Source organism: Flexivirga sp. B27 (assembly GCF_052905685.1).
The window spans coordinates 572677-590299 of sequence record NZ_JBPYUM010000001.1; the positions used below are offsets into that span (position 1 = coordinate 572677).

Below are 17623 nucleotides of genomic sequence, written 5' to 3' on the forward strand. Positions count from 1 at the left end.
CGTGAACTGGTACGACGCGATCGGGCTGCTCCGACGACAACGACGGGCCGCCGTCCTGGTGACCCTCGTCGACGTCCGTGGCCATGCACCCCGTGAGGCGGGCGCCAAGATGGTCGTGACCGCGGACACCGTCTACGACACAGTCGGCGGAGGCAACCTCGAGGAGACGGCCGTGTCGAAGGCTCGCGAGTCGCTCGCCTCCGACGCTCCCGCTCACCCGCAGGAGCTGACGGTTTCGCTCAGCGACAAGGCGCCGGCCGAGCACGGCGTGCAGTGTTGCGGCGGCGAGGTCCGAGTCCTATTGGAACCATTACCGGTTCGCGAGTCTGTCGCCATCTTCGGCGTCGGTCACGTCGGTCTCGAGCTCGCCCGCATCCTGGCGCGCCATGAGGTCGAGCTGCACCTGGTCGACTCCCGTGCGGCGCACCTGTCCCCCGAGCGGCTCACCGTGCTGGACGACGCCGTCGCCAGTGTCGTGCCGCACGTCGCTCCGGTGCCGGAGGTCGTGCTCGGCGAGGTGCCACCGGGGACGCACGTGCTGGTGATGACCCACGACCACGCCGAGGACATCGCGATCTGCGACTCGGCGCTCCGCTGCGCGCACCTGGGCAGTATCGGGCTGATCGGGTCCTCGGCGAAGTGGGCGCGCTTCCGCAGCCGGTTGACCGAGGAGGGTCACGACCAGGCAGCACTGGCCCGAATCACCACGCCCATCGGGCTTCCCGACCTGCCCGGGAAGGCACCGGCCGTCATCGCGCTGAGCGTCGCCGCGGATCTCGTCCGTCGGTTCGCCGACGTCCCGGCCACGGCGGTGGGTTCATGACGGTCTATCGAGCCAAGGTGCTCGACACCCCGGCCGACCCCTTCACCGGTGGCGTTCTTCGTGCGGACGACGACGTCGCCCTCTGCGTCGAGGACGGACTGATCACCGCGCGCGGGTCGTTCGAGACCGTGCGGCACGCGGCGCCGGACGACGAGGTCATCGACCTGCGCGACGGCGTGCTGCTGCCCGGGTTCGTGGACACGCATGTGCACTTCCCACAGATTCGCGCGATCGGCGGGCTCGGGAGGCCACTGCTCGACTGGCTGGAGCAGTCGGCGCTCCCGGAGGAGGCCAAGCTGCAGGACACCGCCTATGCCCAGGCGGTCGCGGCTGAGTTCGTGCACGGGTTGACTCAGGCGGGCACGACATCCGCCCTCGTCTTCGGGTCGCACTTCGCGTCGGCGGTCGACGTCCTCTTCCGCGAGGCTGAGCGGGTGGGCGTCCGCGTCACCAGCGGACTCGTCGTCTCCGACCGGCTGCTGCGCGAGGACCTGCTCACCACACCCGAGCGCGCGTATGACGAGTCGGTCGCCCTCGCCGCACGCTGGCAGGGACACGAGCGGTTGCGGTATGCCGTCACCCCTCGCTTCTCCTACTCCTGCACACGGGAGATGCTCGAGGCGTGCGGTGCGGCATACAAGGACATCGCAGACGCCTGGTGCACCTCGCACGTCAACGAGAACATCACCGAAGTCGCAGAGGTGACAAGGCTTTTCGACGGCACGAGCTACGTCGGCACCTACCAGGAGCACGGCTTGCTCGACGCCCGGACGGTGCTCGCGCACAACGTGCACCCGACCGACGCCGAGCTGGCCATGCTCGGTGCCAGCAGGGCTGCCGTGGCGCACTGTCCGACGAGCAACGCCTCGCTCGGCAGCGGCATGTTCCCGCTCGCAGCACACCTGCGGCACGGCGTGCGCGTCGCGGCCGGCACGGATGTCGGCGGCGGCACCGGCTTCTCGATGCTCAAGGAGGGTCTGCAGGCCTACTTCATGCAGAGTCTGCTCGGCGACGACGGCGAACCCCTCACCCCGGCACACCTGCTGCACCTGGTCACCTCGGCGGGCGCCGACGCGCTCGGGCTGTCCGACCAGGTGGGTGATCTGAGCGTCGGCAAGCAGTTCGACGCGGTTTTCGTTGGACCGCAAGCAGATTCACCGCTCGGCGTCGGCATCCGGCATGCGTCCGGGCCAGAAGACGCACTGGCGAAGATCTTCGCGATGGGCACCACCGCCGACGTCGCACGAGTGTGGATCGACGGCATCCAGGTCAAGCACGACACGATCTAGTCGTCGATCTGTTGCCGGGTCGGGTGCTGCTCGAGGTATGCCGCCGCCAGCTTCGGCGGCGCCCGATCCAGCCACGCCTCGACGACGACCTCGGTCAGCTCGTCGACGCCGATGTCATCCAGCCGCACCAGCACCGCGGCATAGCCGTCGAAGTGCGGAATGGTGAAGTAGATCGACGGATCATCAGCGATATAGGCGTGTTTCACGCCCTCGTCCGGCACACGCACGCCGAGGATCTCACCGTCCGGCGCCGCATCACCGAGGTCGGCTCGGTCCTTCTTGCGCAGCGGTCGATCCCAGACGAAGCCCTTGCCCTTGACCCGCCACATGGGGTTGCCCCACGCAGGTCGCTCCTCCACCTCGGGCAGGTCGGCCACGATGCGTCGTACGTCGTCCCAGGTCGCCATACCCGCGAAGTTTACGCGTAAACGCGGTGGTCGTCACCAGTTGGCGATCGAACGCGTGAGGATGCCGGCGATGTCCTCCTCGGTCGGCGTCTTCGGGCAGGTGCTCAGCAGCCGCTGCTGCTTCATCACGCCGGGCACCAGATCCGGGACGTCGGACTCCGAGAACCCCACGGCGCCAATGCCGTTCGGGATGCCGATGTCACGCATCAGGCTCGTCAGCACCGCGGGCAACTGCTCGCGCGGGTCGGACTGCTCGGGCGTGTCCGGCCCGAGCAACTGCGCCACTCGCAGATGGCGCTCCGGTGCGGCGTCGAACGAGAACCGGAAGGCCTCCGGCGCGGTGAGCGACACCGCCATCCCGTGCGGCACCATCGGTTCGTCACCGGGATAGCTCGACGGCCGAAAACTCTTGACCTGACCCGCAATCGGGTAGGCATTGGCGTGCGGGACGTGCACGCCGGCGTTGCCGAAGCCCATGCCCGCGAAGGTCGCCGCCTGCATCATGTCGACCCGCGCCTGCTGGTCCTCAGCGCCGTGCCGGACCGCCCGGCGGAAGGCCCGCGCCAGCAAGGTGAGCGCGTGCTCGGACCACAGGTCGGACACCGGGTTAGCGCCGCAATAGGTGACCCGCTCCTCCGGCCGTTTCCTGGTGTATGACGAAAACTCTTTCGCGGTAAAGGATTCCGCCGCATGGCAGACGATATCCATGCCGGCCGCAGCGGTGACCTCCGGTGGCAGTGACATCGTCAGCGCCGGGTCGACGACGGCCATCGTCGGGCGCAACCGCCAGTGGCTGATGCCGGTCTTGACCCGCATCGACAGCACGTCGAGCACACACATGGCGGTGCTCTCCGACCCGGTGCCTGCGGTCGTCGGCACCGCGATCAGCGGCTTCAACTCCCCCGGCGGCACCTGCGCCCGACCGATCGGTGCGTTCAGATAGTCGGCGAGCTCACCCGGGAAGGTCGTCAGCAGGTTGACCGCCTTGGCGGTGTCGATCGACGAGCCGCCACCGACCGCGACGAACGCGTCCCAGGGTCCCTGCGCGGCGGCATACTCGACGGCCTCGTTCATCGAGTCGTCGGTCGGCTCGACGTGCACCCCGTCGAAGACCTCCGCCTCGATGTCGTAGTGGCGCAGTGCGTCCGCGATCCGCAACGGCAGGCCGCTCGCGGCCAGCGCGGGGTCGGTGATGATCAGCGCGCGTGAAACGCCGTATTGCCGCAGATCGAAACCGATTTCGTCACTTGCACCCACGCCGAACTTCAACGGCGGCGCACCCCAGGTGAAGATGGTCTCGGCAGGCTCCTCCGGCATCAGGTCACGCCCTCCAGTTCGACGACACGTGCCAGAGTAGTCACCGCCCACCCCCCGATGCAGGAGACTTGATGACTCGCGAGCTGACCTATGTCGCCCCCGGCCGGCTGGAGTGGCGCGACCGGCCCGACCCGCAGCTGCAGGCAGGGACCGATGCCCTCGTCCGCCCCTTCGTCGCCGGTCGATGCGACGGTGACGTGCTCCCGCTGCACCACTCGGTGTCGCGGGCGATGCAGGCCGGAGTCAAGCTGCACCTGATCGACCCGGTGATCTCCGACATCACCGGCGCAGTGCCCTTCCGGGGAACGTTCGGCATCGGCCACGAATGCATCGCCCAGGTCACGTCCGTCGGCGAGGACGTCCAAGATCTGCGGGTCGGCGATGTCGTGGTCGTCCCGTGGTCCGTCTCCTGCGGAGAGTGCCGCGAATGCCGCCGTGGCATCACCGCGAAGTGCTCCACCACTCGCGAACTGAGTCCCGGAAGCGCGCTGGCTGCCTTCGGTTTCGGTCCTTCCTGCGGGCCGTGGGGTGGCGTTGTCACCGACTCACTGCGCGTCCCCTACGCCGACCGGATGCTCGTCAAGGTCCCGCACGGACTGGATCCGCTGCGTGTCGCTGCGGCCGCCGACAACCTCAGCGACGCCTGGCGCTCCGTCGCCCCGGCCCTCGGCGAGAGTGCGGACGGCTCGGTCCTGGTGATCGGCGGCGGGTCACGCAGCATCGGCCTGTATGCCGCCGGCCTCGCCGTCGCGCTCGGCGCGACGCAGGTGGACTACATCGACGATGATGCCGACCGGCTGGCCACCGCGGACGCGCTCGGCGCGACGGTGCGCGAAGTGTCCCGCCGGCGCTGGACCTCCGTGCGGTCGGCGATAACCCGGACGTATGACGTGGCCGTCGAGGCTTCCTCCACCGAGCAGGGCCTACGCGATGCGCTGCGCGCGCTCGGGCCGGGCGGCGTGTGCACGGCCACGGGTTACTACGTCGGTGCCGGCACCAAACTGCCGGTGATGGACATGTATGCCACCAGCGCCACGCTCAAGGCGGGTGTCTCCAACGTCCGTCCGCGGTTGCCGGAGCTGCTGGACTTCGTTGCGCGCAGCGACTTCCCCGCAGAGAAGGTCACCAGCACTCTGCTGCCGTGGGAAGACGCCCCGGACGGGTATGCCGCGCACACGACCAAGCTGGTATTGCACCGGGAGCCACTGGACCTTCCGCGCTGACGCGGCTCGGATCGGGCCGGCTCCGTCAGGCGTCGATGCGGTCCCGGTCGAGCTCCCGAGCCGAGTCGACGATGAACTCCTTGCGCGGTGCGACGTCGCTGCCCATCAGCAGGTCGAAGATGCGCTCGGAGTTCTCGGCGTCCTTCAGGGTCACGCGACGCAGAGTGCGGTGCCGCGGGTCCATGGTGGTCTCTGCCAGCTGCGACGCGTCCATCTCGCCCAGCCCCTTGTAGCGCTGTGGCTGCTTGATGGTGCGGCCCTTCTTCTGGAACTGCGCGATCACCTGTCGCATCTGCTGCTCGGAGTAGGTGTAGACCACCTCGCCCTTGGCCCGGCCGTGCGCAGCGGTCTCGATGCGGTGCAACGGGGGCACTGCCGCGAAGACCCGGCCGGCCTCGACCATCGGTCGCATGTAGCGGAAGAAGAGGGTTAGCAGCAGGGTGCGAATGTGGGCGCCGTCGACGTCGGCATCGGTCATCAGGATGATCTTGCCGTAGCGCGCCATGTCCAGGTCGAAGGTGCGCCCCGACCCGGCGCCGACCACCTGGATGATCGCCGCACACTCGGCGTTCTTGAGCATGTCGCCGACCGAGGCCTTCTGGACGTTGAGGATCTTGCCGCGGATCGGCAGCAGTGCCTGGAACTCGGAGTTGCGCGCCGCCATACCGGTGCCGAGCGCGCTGTCACCCTCGACGATGAACAACTCGCTGCGCTCGTTGTCGTTGGACCGGCAATCCTTCAATTTGCCCGGCAATGAAGAGGATTCGAGCGCGCTCTTGCGCCGTAGGGTTTCCTTCTGGACGCGCGCGTGGATGCGCGCCTTCATCTCGGAGACGACCTTCTCCTGCAGCTGGGTCGACTGCGTCTTGAGGTCACGCTTGCTCGAGGTCAACAGCGCCGTGAGCTCGCGCTCGACGATCTTGCTGACGATCTGCCGGACGGCCGAGGTGCCCAGCACCTCCTTGGTCTGGCCCTCGAACTGCGGCTCGGCCAGCCGCACCGTGATCACCGCCGTCAGCCCGGCGAGGATGTCGTCCTTGTCGACCTTGTCGTTGCCGACCTTCAGGCGGCGCGCGTTGGCCTCCAACTGCTTGCGGAAGACCTTCATCAGCGCCTGCTCGAAGCCGGCGACGTGGGTGCCGCCCTTCGGGGTGTCGATGACGTTGACGAAGGAGCGCATCCGCTGGTCGTAGCCGGTGCCCCAGCGCACCGCGATGTCCACACCGCAGCTGCGCTCGACGTCGGTCGGCGTCATGTGGCCCTGAGCGTCCAGGACGGGGACCGTCTCGGTGAAGGTCGACTCGCCCTGCAGCCGCCAGATGTCGGTGACTGCCGGGTCGGGTGCGAGGAAGTCGGTGAACTCCGAGATGCCGCCGTGGTGCAGGAAGGATTCCTCGACCGGCCCGTCCTCGCCGGGCGTGCCCGGCAGGCCGCGCTCGTCACGCACGACGATCTCCAGGCCGGGCACCAGGAAGGACGTCTGCCGGGCACGCCCGATCAGCCGCTCGTAGTCGAACTGTGCGTCACGCAGGAAGATCTGCGGGTCGGCCCAGTAGCGGATCCGGCTGCCGGAGACGCCACGCTTGACCTTGCCGACGACACGCAACTCGCTGCCCGCGGTGAACGGCTCGAAGGGCGAGTCGGGGCTCGGGCCGGACTTCGGGTCCTTGAAGATGCCCGGCTCACCGCGCCGGAAACTCATCGCGTAGGTCTTGCCGCCGCGGTCCACCTCGACATCCAGACGACTGGACACCGCATTGACGACCGAGGCACCGACGCCGTGCAGGCCGCCGGACGCGGAATAGGAACCACCACCGAACTTGCCGCCGGCGTGCAGCTTGGTGAAGACGACCTCGACCCCGGACAGTCCGGTGCGCGGCTCGATGTCGACGGGTATGCCGGCGCCACGGTCCGCGACGGACACCGACCCGTCGGCATACAGCGTCACCAGCACGTGCGAGCCGCGGTCGGCGAGCGCTTCGTCCACCGCGTTGTCGATGATCTCCCAGACGCAGTGCATGAGGCCGCGGCCGTCGGTCGAGCCGATATACATGCCCGGGCGCTTGCGCACCGCTTCGAGGCCTTCGAGCACCTGCAGGTGGCGCGCGGTGTATTCGCTCTTGGACGTGGTGGACGGGCTCGCGGTCACTGCTGGTGCTCTCCTGGCTGGTGCGCTGTCCGCTCGCGCGGACGAAAAGGTGTTCGAGGCAGATTAACGCGCGGCGCCGACGATGCCGCGCAGGCTCACGGTGCGGTGGCCCAGCTGCCGTGCCGGAGGCCCACCGAAATCCGGTTGACGCGGCGCACGGCCCCTCGGTTAACTATCTTGACGTCAAGATAGTTCACTCGAGGGGACCCGTGAGAACACTGCTGCGCCGCATCCTGTCCGACGACCCGCTGATCCGGGCGATGTCCTACCAATCCGTGCTGTCCGCCTTCGGCGAGGGGGCGTTTCTGACCGGCTCAGCGGTGTTCTTCACCCAGATCGTCGGACTGAGTGCGGCGCAGGTCGGCCTCGGCCTCACCATCGCCGGCGTGGCGACCTTCCTGGTCGCCGTGCCGCTCGGCAAGCTCGCCGACCTGGTCGGCACGCGCCGCACCTGGATCCTCGGCGCGCTCTTCCAGGCGCTGCTCTTCGCCGCCTGGCTGTTGATCGGCGACTTCGCCGGGTATGTCGCCGTGACCGTCACGCTCGAGGTGGTGCTGACCTGGATGCGCGCCGGGCGCAACGCCTACCGCTTCGACGTCTTCCCCCGCGAGAAGCGGGTCCGCTCGATGGCCTACGTGCGTGCCTCGCGCAACGTCGGCTACACACTGGGCGCCCTTGCCAGCGGGCTGGCCCTGGCCGCCAACGACGACACGCTGATCCGGGCGGTGCCTTTGCTGACCGCGGCCGTGCTGCTGGCCAACACCGCCTGGGTGACCCGGCTGCCGCACGTCACCCCGCACACCTCGGCCGCCCCGGAGGACAGCCCTGAGGACACCGCGGCACCGACCACAGGCAAGCGCCGCAGCGCACTGCGCAACCGCGGGTTCCTGCTGACCAGCATCTGCGACGGCGTCCTGGGCACGCACGGTGTCCTGCTCAACACCGTCATCCCGCTGTGGCTCGTCGAACGCACTGACGCGCCCCGGGTGCTGCTCGCCTGGCTCTTCGGCACCAACACCGTGATGGCGGTGTTCCTGCAGGTCCTGGCCGCACGCGGGGTCGACGACCCACGCACCTCGTTGCGCGCGCATCGGCGCGGGGCATTCTGCTTCGTGCTCTCCTGTGCCATCGTCGCCGTCACGCACGACACCGCCGGCTGGCTGACGATCGCGCTGGTCTGGCTTGGCCACGTGACCGTCACCGGCACCGAGCTCTTCCAATCGGCGGGCCGCTGGGGACTGGAGGCAGAGCTGTCGGATCCGGCGCGCCGCGGCGAATACCAGGGCGTCGCGCAACTGGGCTACACCCTCGGCACCGTGTGGGCCCCCGCCGCCTACACCTTCTGGGCCATGGAGTGGGGTCTCTACGGCTGGCTGGTCATCGCCGTGATCGTGCTGATGGCGGCGTTCGTCATACATCCGGCAGCGCGAAGCGCGGAGCGCTACCTCGTCGAGCACACCGAAGTGCCCGCGACAGACCGGGTAGCCACGTGAACGGCCGCGCACCGACCGGGGGAACTCCATGCACCCGCCGATCGTCGGACTGGGCACGATCGTCGGAAGGTCACAAGATTGTGAAGGACGACACACGGTATGGATTTGTTTCGCCGGGAATCCCTTCGCGTGATTGACTGTTGACTACTTCGACGACGGAATCCCCGGGCGACCGGGAGAGACCCGCAACGAGAGGATGATTATCGTGACTACCGCAGTTGCCCCCACTCTGACCGCATCCGATCGCTGCGACCGCTGCGGCGCCCAGGCGTTCATCCGTGCTCGCCTCGGCTCCGACCAGGACCTGCTCTTCTGCGCCCACCACGGGCGGGAGCACTTGGACAAGCTGCGCGAGATCGCTGACGAAGTGATCGATGAGACCGACCGCTTGCACGCCGAGTCGACGATCGAAGTGTGAGACCGACCACCACTGACTGACCAAACACAGCAGGACGGCGCGCCGAAAGGGTGCGCCGTCCTGCTGTGTTTGCGTTGCTAGGTTCACTGCGTGGACGCGGTGACTGTCGTGGCCGGCGCGATGATCACCGTCGGCATCCTCGGGCTCGTCGTGCCGGTGCTTCCCGGTCTGCTGCTGTGCCTGGCCGGCGTGCTGCTGTGGTCGTGGGAGACGAACACCACGACCTCCTGGGTCGTCTTCGGGTGTTGCGTCGCGGTCGCAGCCATCGGCTGGATCGTGCAGTTCCTTGTGCCGAATCGCCGGCTCAAGGCCGCCGGTGTGCCGGGTCTGGCCAAGGTGGCCGGCCTGGTCGGCGCGGTGATCGGGTTCTTCGTCATCCCGTATGTCGGGATGTTCGTCGGCTTCCCCGTCGGTGTCTTTCTCGCCGAGCACGCGCGACTGCGGGATGCCCGGCGGGCGTGGGCTGCGACGAAAGCCGCCATGCGTGCGGTGCTGACCAGCATCGGGATCGAGCTGGCCGCAGCTGTGCTTGTGTCGTGGATCTGGGTCGCCGGCGTGCTGGTCAGTTGAGGCTCGGCCGCTCGTCGGCTGATGGTCGGACTGATGGTGCGGCTGATCGTCGGAAGGGATCTACCAGCCTTCGCCGCGGCGTCGGTCCCAGCGCTCCTCGAGTCGCTGCATGAAGCTGCCGTTGTTGCGGGTCGGGCGCTTGGAGCGCGCGGTGTTGACCGAGCCGTCCTCCTGCACGGTGCCGAACTCACGCGAATGTCCCGGCTTGAAGGCGTAGGCGCCGCCCGCGACCATCACCGCGAACCCGACGACGCCGAGCCAGATCTGGGCGATCGTCATCCCGACGATGACCAGGCCGAGCCCCACGACGACACCGCACACGCCGATGAAGACGCGACGGCGAAGGCGGCTCCGGCTCGGATGAGCGACCATGTGCGACGCAAACTTGGGGTCCTCTACCTTGAGCGCCTGCTCCATCTGCTCAAGTAGGCGCTGCTCGTGCTCTGAAAGGGGCACGTTGACCTCCCAATGTCCTCCGGTCGCCGCCACGCGGCGACCGAGCCCGCCGGCTTTGCGATCCCCGACTGATCTCACCTCCAGGATAGTTCGCCGCGCTACCTAGCGGTAGTTGGCCAGCGGCCCAACCATCCCGACGGACAGATCAGCTCACGCAAATCCGTTGTCTGCGCGCCAGCCTAGACAACAGAGCGGGCTCCCGGTGGCCCAGTCCCCAACAATTACACAACTGTCACGTCGCCCCGACACGGTCACGCGGGCCCGGTCGGAGCGACACAGGCGGTGAACGAGTCACCCATCGGCAGGCCGAGGTGCCCCAGCACCAACTCCAGGAACGTCTCCACCTGGCGGACCAGATCGTCCGCCTCGCGCGTCGAGACGACCACGACACCGCGATCGATCCGACTCCTGCGGCGTGCCGTCCCTGCGAAGAACTCCGCCCACTCGGCGAATTCGGGGGCGACCGTCGGCAGGACCGCCCACACGTTGCGAGGACCCGACCCCGGAGTGCGGCGCGCGTCCGCGGCGAGCACGGCCGCCGCGGCGCGCAACGCGGCGAGGTGGGCAAGGTGGTAGCGCTCGTCCGCGGTGCCGGCGTGGCAGGCCTGCAACAGCCCGACCCGGGTGCGATCGACCAGGTCGAGCACGGTGCCCGCGACGGGAGCCGGGGACGGTGGGCGAACAGATGAGTGCATGCGGCCTCCTCGGAACGAGTTCATCGAACTTTTGTTCGATGCGAGAAGGCTAACCGCGGCCACCGACAGCCCCTTCGCGTCCGGGGCCTCGACACGCTCGGCCGGCTCAGGTCGGGGGCCTCGACAGGCTCGGCCGGCTCAGGTCGGCCGTTCAGACCAGGCTGCTCTGCCGCAGATTGGCGAAGACCTCGAGCGTGGCGGTCGATTTGTTCATCGTCATGAAGTGCAGCCCCGGTGCACCCTCGCGCAGCAGTCGCTCGGAGTGCTCGGTGCAGATCGCGATGCCCTCGCGGCGCACGGCCGCGACGTCGTCACCGGCCGCCTCGATCCGCGCAACCACGTCTGCGGCCAGTGGCTGCCCGTTGAGCTCGGTCAACCGCTGCAACTGCCCGACGGCCGTGACCGGCAGCAACCCGGGAATGATCGGCATCCCGCACCCGCGGGCATCCACCAGGTCGCGCAACCTCAGGTAGGCGTCGACGTCGGTGACCATCTGGGTGATCGCGAAGCCCGCCCCGGCGTCCGCCTTGCGGACCAGTGCATCGGCCTCGTCGTCCAGTGACTTCGACTCGGGATGTATGTCGGGGAAGGCCGCCACCCCCACGGTGAAATCGCCCAGTGAGCGCACGAGAGACACCAGCTTGTCGGCGTGGTCGAGGCCCTCCGGGTGCGCGGTCCACTGCGCCGAGGGACCCCCGGGCGGGTCACCGCGCAGCGCCAGGATGTTTGCAATGCCCACCGAGGCGTACTCCCCCACGACACGCCGCAGCTCCGCCACCGAGGAGCCCACACAGGTCAGGTGCGCCATCGTGCGCAGCGTCGTCTCCTGCTCGATGCGCCCGGTGATCCGGACGGTCCGGTCGCGCGTCGAGCCGCCGGCGCCATACGTCACGGACACGAAGGTCGGGTGCAGCTGCTCCAGCCGCCGCACGGAGTTCCAGAGGACCTCTTCGGCCCGCTCGCTGCGGGGCGGCATGAACTCGAAACTGAAGCTGGGAGTGTCCCGTGCGAGCAGCTCGGGGATCGGGTGCCTCGACTTCGTGGGGCGCAGGGTCATGCCGCTCAGCCTACGGATCAGTACGGCGACTACGCTCGACTGAATCACCATTCGGAAGGACAAATCTCTTGCCCACCGCCGACCTTGACGACCTGAGAGCTCGCGTCCAGCACGCGCTCGACGAGGAGCGCCGGACCCAGGCCGATGTCCTGGCACCGCTGGGGCCGGACATGGCTGACCTGCTCGACGCCGTCTTCGCCCTGCTCGGCGGCGGCAAGCGACTGCGCGCGGGATTCTTCTACTGGGGCTACCGCGCCGCGGGCGGCCGCGACAGCGACGAGCTTGTCCGCGCCGCCTCGTCGCTCGAGGTCTTCCAGGCTGCTGCCCTGTTGCACGACGACGTGATGGACGACTCCGACGTGCGTCGCGGTATGCCGTCGGCACACCGTCGACTGGCCGAGACCCACCGCGAGCGCGGGTTGACCGGCGACCGTGATCGGTTCGGCGAGTCCGGAGCGATCCTGGCCGGCGACCTCTGCCTGAACTGGACCGACGAGATCTATTCGACCAGCGGGCTGCCCGCCGACGAGTTGGCACGCGGCCGGCCCGTCCTCAACACCATGCGCACCCAGCTGATGGGCGGCCAATACCTCGACGTCGTGGAAGCCGCACAGACCTGGGAGGGCGTGCCGACCCCCGATCGGATCGAGCGGGCACGCAAGGTCATCCGCTTCAAGAGCGCGAAATACACCATCGAGCAACCCGTGCTGATCGGCGCGACCTGCGCGGGCGCGGACGAGGCGACACTGGCCGCACTGTCGGCATACGGCCTGGCGCTCGGCGAGGCGTTCCAGCTGCGCGACGACCTGCTGGGTGTCTTCGGTGACCCGGACGAGACCGGCAAGCCCGCCGGTGACGACCTGCGCGAGGGCAAGCGCACCGTTCTCATCGCCTATGCCCTGCAGGACATGGCTCCGGACGACCTGCAGCGGTTCCGGTCGGTCTTCGGCGATCCGCACATCTCCGCCGAGGACATCGCCTGGCTGCGGCAGCAGTGTGTCCGCACCGGCGCCGTCGACCAGACCGAGAAGCTCATCGCCGGCCAGGCCGACGCCGCGCGCACCGCACTCGACGCAGCGCGGCTGACCGACGACGGCCGGGCCGCACTGCTCGATCTGATCGACATCTCCACGGCCCGCTCGTCGTGACCCCAATGCCTCGCGGAGCCTCCGGCGGAGCGCAGGCGGGGTCCCCGCGAAGTATTCGGAGGAGCGGAGCGGGGGAGAAACTTCGTGGGGTGAGCAACGCGGTCGTGGTCGGTGCCGGACTCGCCGGGCTGTCCGCCGCGCTGCACCTGCGGGGCGCAGGTGTCGAGGTCACCGTCATCGAGCAGCAGCCGACCGCCGGCGGTCGCTGCCCGGACGTGACGAGTGACGGCTATCGCCTCGACCTCGGACCCACTGTCCTGACCGAAACCGACCAACTGGCAGCAGTTTTCGCCGCCGTCGGGGAGTCAATGGACGACCACGTGCAGCTGCGCGACCTGGACCCGGCCTACGTCGCACACTTTCCGGACGGCAGCGCCCTGCCGATGCACACCGACCCTCGCGTGATGCACGATGCGGTCGCCCACTTCGCCGGCGAGCGCGACGCTGCGGGCTATGACCGCTTCGTGCGGCACGTCCAACGCCTCTATGACGTGGAGTTCCCGCACTTCATCGATCGCAACCTCGACGGTGTCCACTCGCTGCTGCGACCGGCCCTGCTGCGCCTGGCCACCCTGCGCGGGTTGGGTCGCATGGACCGGCTGATCGCCTCGTTCTTCCAGGACGAGCGCCTGCGGCAGGCGTTCAGCTTCCAGGCGTTGTATGTCGGGGTGCCACCACACCGGGCTCGCGGAATGTTCGCCGTCATCAGTGCCATGGACCTCGTGCACGGTGTCACCTACCCGGTCGGCGGAATGTATGCGATCGTCCAGGCACTCGTCGACGTCGCCACCGCGCACGGGATCGAGCTGCACCTCGACCAGCAGGTGCACACCGTCCGCAGCACGTCGACCGGCTACCAGGTGGCCACCGATGTCGATTCCTACCCGGCGGACGCCGTCGTGCTGACCTGCGAACCCGACTGTGCTGCATCGCTATTGGCCGACCCGGCACCGATCGGGACGGCTGGCGAGCCGTCACCGAGCTGCGTGCTGCTGGCTGCCGGGGTGCCCGGCGGGCTGCCCGGGGACGGGCACCACCATCTGCACTTCGGCGCCGACCTGCGCGGCGCCCTCGACGATCTCACCGACGGCCGACCGATGCGCGACCCGAGCTTCCTGGTCTCCGTCCCGAGCCGGACGGACCCGTCGATGGCACCGCCAGGTGGTGATGTGCTCTACGCGCTCTTCCCCGCCCCGGCACTGCACGGCGCGGGCGCCGCGCTGGATTGGCCGTCGCTGCGGGGCGCATACCGCGACCACATGCTGCGTCGGCTGACCGCCGCCGGCTACCCGGTCGACGATCTCGTGGGTGAGCACCTGCTCACGCCGCAGGATTGGCAGGAGCGTGGAATGCCTTGGGGCACACCGTTCTCCATCGCGCACACCTTCGGTCAGAGCGGGCCGTTCCGCCAACCGAACCTGCTGGCACCGCGGCTGGCCCTGGCCGGGTCCGGCACGACTCCGGGTGTCGGGGTCCCGATGGTGTTGATCAGCGGCCGGCTGGCCGCCGAACGCGTGCTCGCCGATGGATGAGCTGGCGGCGGCATACGCCGCCTGTCGGGAGATCAACGCAGCGCACGGCACCTCCTTCTATCGTGCGACCAGCCTGTTGCCGCCCGGCCGACGCCGCCACATCTGGGCGTTGTATGCCGTGGCCCGTCGCAGCGACGACATCGTCGACAACCCCACGGTCGACACCGATCCGGCGGTCGTGTTGTCCCAGTGGGAGTTTCAGGTCCTGAGCGCGCTCGCGAGCAGCACGACACCAGCGGACCCGGTGCTGCGCGCGCTGCGTCATACGGTGCTCACGCACGGCATACCGACCCGGCTGTTCGAGGAGTTCTTCGACTCGATGCGCCGCGACCTCACCACGACCCGCTATCGGACCTGGGGCGACCTGCGCCGATACATGCGTGGCAGCGCGGCCGTGATCGGCGAGATGACCGCCCCGGTGCTCGGCGCGAGCGATGCCGGACTCCCCCACGCGGCAACGCTGGGCGAGGCATTCCAGCTGACCAACTTCGTCCGTGACATCGCGGAGGACTGGCAACGCGGCCGGATCTACCTGCCGCTGAACGACTTCCGCGACTCCGGGTGCTCCGAGGATGAGCTCGGTCGTTGCGTCGCGACGGGCACCAGCAGCCCCTCCCTTCGCCGGCTGGTGGCCTTCGAGATCGCTCGCGCGCGTGACCTGTATGCCGCGGCCCGGCCGGGCATCGGCGAAGTGGACCCGGTGGTGCGCCCGTGTCTGCAGGTCGCGTTCGGGTTGTACGCCGAGATCCTGTCGGAGATAGAGCGGAGCGGCCTCGAGGTCTGTCGCGCGCACGATCGTCCCGACCGCCCGGCGCGCCGCCGTCATCGCCCGGTCGCTCGCCGGCGATCCGCTGCGGCGTTCCAGCGACGCCACGCCACGATCGTGAGCAACACCAGCGCGAACCCGAAGCCGAGGTCCTCCACCGGCGCGTAGTAGATCCGCCAATCCCCCATGAATTGCTCATGATTCGAGCCGAGGATGGCCGAATCGTCATACGTGACGATGCGTCGACCGGTCAGCCAGCCGTTGACGGCGAGTTGGCCGGCCAGGGTGATCGCGTAGGCGATCCACCACTGCGCGGTGAGCACCACCCGGGTCCGAGCCACGACCAGGTCGACCAGCAGCGCAACGGGCACGGCGACTGCCGCGAGCAGTGTGTAGCTCATCGGTCTCGTTCGCGGTGCAACAACGCACCGACAGCCTCATAACTGGCGATGGCGGCGAAGGGTATGACGACGAAGAAGGCCCACTCCTCGATCGGCAGCCCCAGCAGCCGCAGACCGAGCACCTGGCCGCCGTCGAAGTGCCAGTGCCCGACGTGTGCCGCCCACAGGTCCCACACCACGAACGGTGCTGCGGCACAACCGATTGCGGCAAGGAGCAGCCGGACGCGGCGCATCCGCGACAGGCGGAACGCCGGCACCAGCGGTGCTGTCACCGCGAAACATGCGACCAGCACCGCGGCATACGCCAGGTGCCTCATCGGCTCAGAACGCCAGCTCGGCGGCGCGCTTGCGGACCTCTGCCTTGCGGTGGGCCTGCAGCATCGTGATCGGCGAACCCTCGACCGGCAGCGTGGGGTCCGGGGTGAAGAGCCACTCCAGGGCTTCCTGCTCCGACAGGCGGGCGTCCAGCAGCACGGTGATGGTGCCCTCGATGCCGGTGAGCAGGTGGTCCTCCTCGACGAAGGCGGCGGGGACGGCGATCGCGTTGTTGACCCCCACGCGGTGCGCCAGCACGACCTTGTCGTCCACCAGCCGACGGGCCTGGCGCTGCGTCAGCCCCAGCGCGTCGCCGAGTTCGGGGATCGACAGCCAGTCGCCGACCAGAGTCTCCAGCTCGCTCGCATCAGTCACGGCAGCAGAGTTTAGTAATCCCGAGAGAAGCGCCCAACACGGTCCGGGGTCCCCGCGAAGTATCGGAGGAGCGGCGGGGTCCCCGCGAAGTATCCGGAGGAGCGGAGCGGAGGAGGAACTTCGTGGGGTGCCGGAGCGGAGGAGAACTTCGTGGGGTAACTCGACACGCCTGGGGCGCCATGGTTGAGCAACCTGCCATGGTCAACCGGCTAGTTTGACGGGCGAGTCACATCTGTCACACCTGCCACACCCGGACATTCCCGTCCGCCACGGCGAAGGAGACCTCATGGCACCGTTGACGACCGGCGCACCCCCTGCGGCCGCGCACGTGATCCACGCACAGGCCGCGGCCAACGCGCAGCATCAGAAGGGCGCACAGCATGCTGCGCCGAAGAAGTCCACGGCACCCCGGCTGAGCCCACGGCACACGACCTCCGTCGCCAAGAAGGCGACCCGCACCTCCAAGCCCTACCGCGTGCGGTCCGGTGACAACCTGACCACCATCGCGGCTCGTCATCACGTCTCGCTGGCGGCGCTGATCAAGCACAACCGGATCAGCACCCCCAACCGTGTCCTCAGCGGCTCGACGTTGCAGATCCCGCACCGGACGACCGCGCCGACGAAGGCGGCCGCCAAGAAGCCGGCTAAGAAGGCCACCTCGAAGAAGTCCCCTGCACACAAGACGGCATCCCGGGGCGACGCGACCCGGTCTGCACTGGCCAAGCGCGCCGTCCCCAGTCGCACGCAGACCAAGGCGATCATCGAGAAGACCGCACGACGTTACGGCGTCAACCCGCACCTCGCACTGGGGATCAGCTGGCAGGAGTCCGGCTGGAACCAGCGGGTCGTCTCCTCGGCGAGCGCCGTCGGCGTGATGCAGGTGATGCCGCAGTCCGGCGAATGGGCATCGGCGATGGTCGGTCACGACCTGGATCTGCTGGACACGCACGACAACATCACCGCCGGCGTCGTGATCCTGCGCTACCTGACCAGCAACGCCACGAGCCTCAATCAGGCGATCGGCGGCTACTACCAGGGCCTGGGCGCCATGCAGCAGCACGGGGCGTATGACGAGACCAAGCAGTACATACGGAACGTCCGGGCCCTGATGGAACGTCTCTAATGCAATGAATCAAGGCGCGCCCGGTCGCCTGGCCGGGCGCACGAGGACGAGGTTCGTAGACTTTGA

At 68.6% G+C, this 17623-nt stretch carries 19 protein-coding genes; 10 read left to right on the top strand and 9 right to left on the bottom strand.

Annotated features, from left to right (window positions below; genetic code table 11):
- Nucleotide 1: 1 nt before the first annotated feature.
- Both xdhC and guaD read left to right on the top strand, forming a co-directional pair.
- The gene (xdhC, locus tag ACSZL9_RS02750) at nucleotides 2-823 is read left to right on the top strand and encodes a xanthine dehydrogenase accessory protein XdhC (protein ID WP_446663931.1); all 822 of its coding nucleotides are present in this window, start codon (nucleotides 2-4) and stop codon (nucleotides 821-823) included.
- Nucleotides 820-2112, top strand: coding sequence for a guanine deaminase (guaD, locus tag ACSZL9_RS02755; RefSeq protein WP_446663932.1), 1293 nt, complete (start codon nucleotides 820-822; stop codon nucleotides 2110-2112). Before xdhC ends, guaD begins: the two co-directional genes overlap by 4 nt.
- Here the strand turns inward: guaD and ACSZL9_RS02760 are convergent.
- Nucleotides 2109-2519: an MmcQ/YjbR family DNA-binding protein gene (locus tag ACSZL9_RS02760; protein ID WP_446663933.1), complete on the bottom strand. Its 411-nt coding sequence runs from the start codon at nucleotides 2517-2519 to the stop codon at nucleotides 2109-2111. The two genes, guaD and ACSZL9_RS02760, sit on opposite strands and share 4 nt — an antisense overlap.
- Nucleotides 2520-2552: 33 nt before the next feature.
- Nucleotides 2553-3836, bottom strand: coding sequence for a hydroxyacid-oxoacid transhydrogenase (locus tag ACSZL9_RS02765; RefSeq protein WP_446663934.1), 1284 nt, complete (start codon nucleotides 3834-3836; stop codon nucleotides 2553-2555).
- Nucleotides 3837-3907: 71 nt separating this feature from the next.
- Here ACSZL9_RS02765 and ACSZL9_RS02770 point away from each other — a divergent pair, with 71 nt between their 5' ends.
- The gene (locus tag ACSZL9_RS02770) at nucleotides 3908-5059 is read left to right on the top strand and encodes a zinc-dependent alcohol dehydrogenase (RefSeq protein WP_446663935.1); all 1152 of its coding nucleotides are present in this window, start codon (nucleotides 3908-3910) and stop codon (nucleotides 5057-5059) included.
- A gap of 25 nt (nucleotides 5060-5084) precedes the next feature.
- On the opposite strand, the gene ACSZL9_RS02775 is transcribed toward ACSZL9_RS02770, so the two are convergent.
- Nucleotides 5085-7208, bottom strand: coding sequence for a DNA gyrase/topoisomerase IV subunit B (locus tag ACSZL9_RS02775; protein WP_446663936.1), 2124 nt, complete (start codon nucleotides 7206-7208; stop codon nucleotides 5085-5087).
- 209 nt (nucleotides 7209-7417) lie between these two features.
- Here ACSZL9_RS02775 and ACSZL9_RS02780 point away from each other — a divergent pair, with 209 nt between their 5' ends.
- From ACSZL9_RS02780 to ACSZL9_RS02790, 3 genes are all read left to right on the top strand, one after another.
- On the top strand, nucleotides 7418-8701 hold the full coding sequence (locus ACSZL9_RS02780) for an MFS transporter (RefSeq protein ID WP_446663937.1): 1284 nt from the start codon (nucleotides 7418-7420) through the stop codon (nucleotides 8699-8701).
- Between the two features lie 205 nt (nucleotides 8702-8906).
- Nucleotides 8907-9119, top strand: coding sequence for a DUF7455 domain-containing protein (locus ACSZL9_RS02785; RefSeq protein WP_446663938.1), 213 nt, complete (start codon nucleotides 8907-8909; stop codon nucleotides 9117-9119).
- A gap of 90 nt (nucleotides 9120-9209) precedes the next feature.
- Complete coding sequence (locus ACSZL9_RS02790; protein ID WP_446663939.1) at nucleotides 9210-9689, top strand: DUF456 domain-containing protein; 480 nt, start codon at nucleotides 9210-9212, stop codon at nucleotides 9687-9689.
- Between the two features lie 60 nt (nucleotides 9690-9749).
- Here ACSZL9_RS02790 and ACSZL9_RS02795 read toward each other — a convergent pair whose 3' ends face one another.
- The 3 genes from ACSZL9_RS02795 to ACSZL9_RS02805 all read right to left on the bottom strand — a co-directional run bounded on the left by ACSZL9_RS02795 (nucleotide 9750) and on the right by ACSZL9_RS02805 (nucleotide 11897).
- A complete protein-coding gene (locus tag ACSZL9_RS02795) occupies nucleotides 9750-10145 on the bottom strand; it encodes a DUF3040 domain-containing protein (RefSeq protein WP_446663940.1) in 396 nt (131 codons plus the stop codon).
- A gap of 251 nt (nucleotides 10146-10396) precedes the next feature.
- Nucleotides 10397-10840 carry an SAV_6107 family HEPN domain-containing protein gene (locus tag ACSZL9_RS02800; RefSeq protein ID WP_446663941.1) on the bottom strand — a complete coding sequence of 148 codons (444 nt, stop codon included), beginning with the start codon at nucleotides 10838-10840 and terminating at the stop codon, nucleotides 10397-10399.
- 151 nt (nucleotides 10841-10991) lie between these two features.
- Entirely contained in the window at nucleotides 10992-11897 is a 906-nt protein-coding gene (locus ACSZL9_RS02805) for a methylenetetrahydrofolate reductase (RefSeq protein WP_446663942.1), read from the bottom strand.
- 68 nt (nucleotides 11898-11965) lie between these two features.
- Here ACSZL9_RS02805 and ACSZL9_RS02810 point away from each other — a divergent pair, with 68 nt between their 5' ends.
- The 3 genes from ACSZL9_RS02810 to ACSZL9_RS02820 all read left to right on the top strand — a co-directional run bounded on the left by ACSZL9_RS02810 (nucleotide 11966) and on the right by ACSZL9_RS02820 (nucleotide 15511).
- Nucleotides 11966-13045, top strand: a complete 1080-nt coding sequence (locus ACSZL9_RS02810) for a polyprenyl synthetase family protein (RefSeq protein WP_446663943.1) — start codon at nucleotides 11966-11968, stop codon at nucleotides 13043-13045.
- An 89-nt stretch (nucleotides 13046-13134) separates the two neighbouring features.
- Nucleotides 13135-14577 carry a phytoene desaturase family protein gene (locus tag ACSZL9_RS02815; protein WP_446663944.1) on the top strand — a complete coding sequence of 481 codons (1443 nt, stop codon included), beginning with the start codon at nucleotides 13135-13137 and terminating at the stop codon, nucleotides 14575-14577.
- Complete coding sequence (locus ACSZL9_RS02820) at nucleotides 14570-15511, top strand: phytoene/squalene synthase family protein (RefSeq protein WP_446663945.1); 942 nt, start codon at nucleotides 14570-14572, stop codon at nucleotides 15509-15511. The genes ACSZL9_RS02815 and ACSZL9_RS02820 overlap by 8 nt, the downstream gene beginning before the upstream one ends.
- Here ACSZL9_RS02820 and ACSZL9_RS02825 read toward each other — a convergent pair.
- From ACSZL9_RS02825 to ACSZL9_RS02835, 3 genes are read right to left on the bottom strand one after another with little or no spacing between them, the layout of a single operon-like run.
- Nucleotides 15400-15744: a lycopene cyclase domain-containing protein gene (locus ACSZL9_RS02825; protein ID WP_446663946.1), complete on the bottom strand. Its 345-nt coding sequence runs from the start codon at nucleotides 15742-15744 to the stop codon at nucleotides 15400-15402. The two genes, ACSZL9_RS02820 and ACSZL9_RS02825, sit on opposite strands and share 112 nt — an antisense overlap.
- Entirely contained in the window at nucleotides 15741-16061 is a 321-nt protein-coding gene (locus tag ACSZL9_RS02830) for a lycopene cyclase domain-containing protein (RefSeq protein ID WP_446663947.1), read from the bottom strand. The genes ACSZL9_RS02825 and ACSZL9_RS02830 overlap by 4 nt, the downstream gene beginning before the upstream one ends.
- A 4-nt stretch (nucleotides 16062-16065) precedes the next feature.
- Nucleotides 16066-16434 (bottom strand): Rv2175c family DNA-binding protein, encoded by a 369-nt coding sequence (locus ACSZL9_RS02835; protein WP_446663948.1) that lies wholly within the window; start codon nucleotides 16432-16434, stop codon nucleotides 16066-16068.
- A 286-nt stretch (nucleotides 16435-16720) separates the two neighbouring features.
- Between ACSZL9_RS02835 and ACSZL9_RS02840 the strand changes: the two genes are divergently transcribed.
- Nucleotides 16721-17557, top strand: coding sequence for a lytic transglycosylase (locus ACSZL9_RS02840; RefSeq protein ID WP_446663949.1), 837 nt, complete (start codon nucleotides 16721-16723; stop codon nucleotides 17555-17557).
- Nucleotides 17558-17623 lie beyond the last annotated feature (66 nt).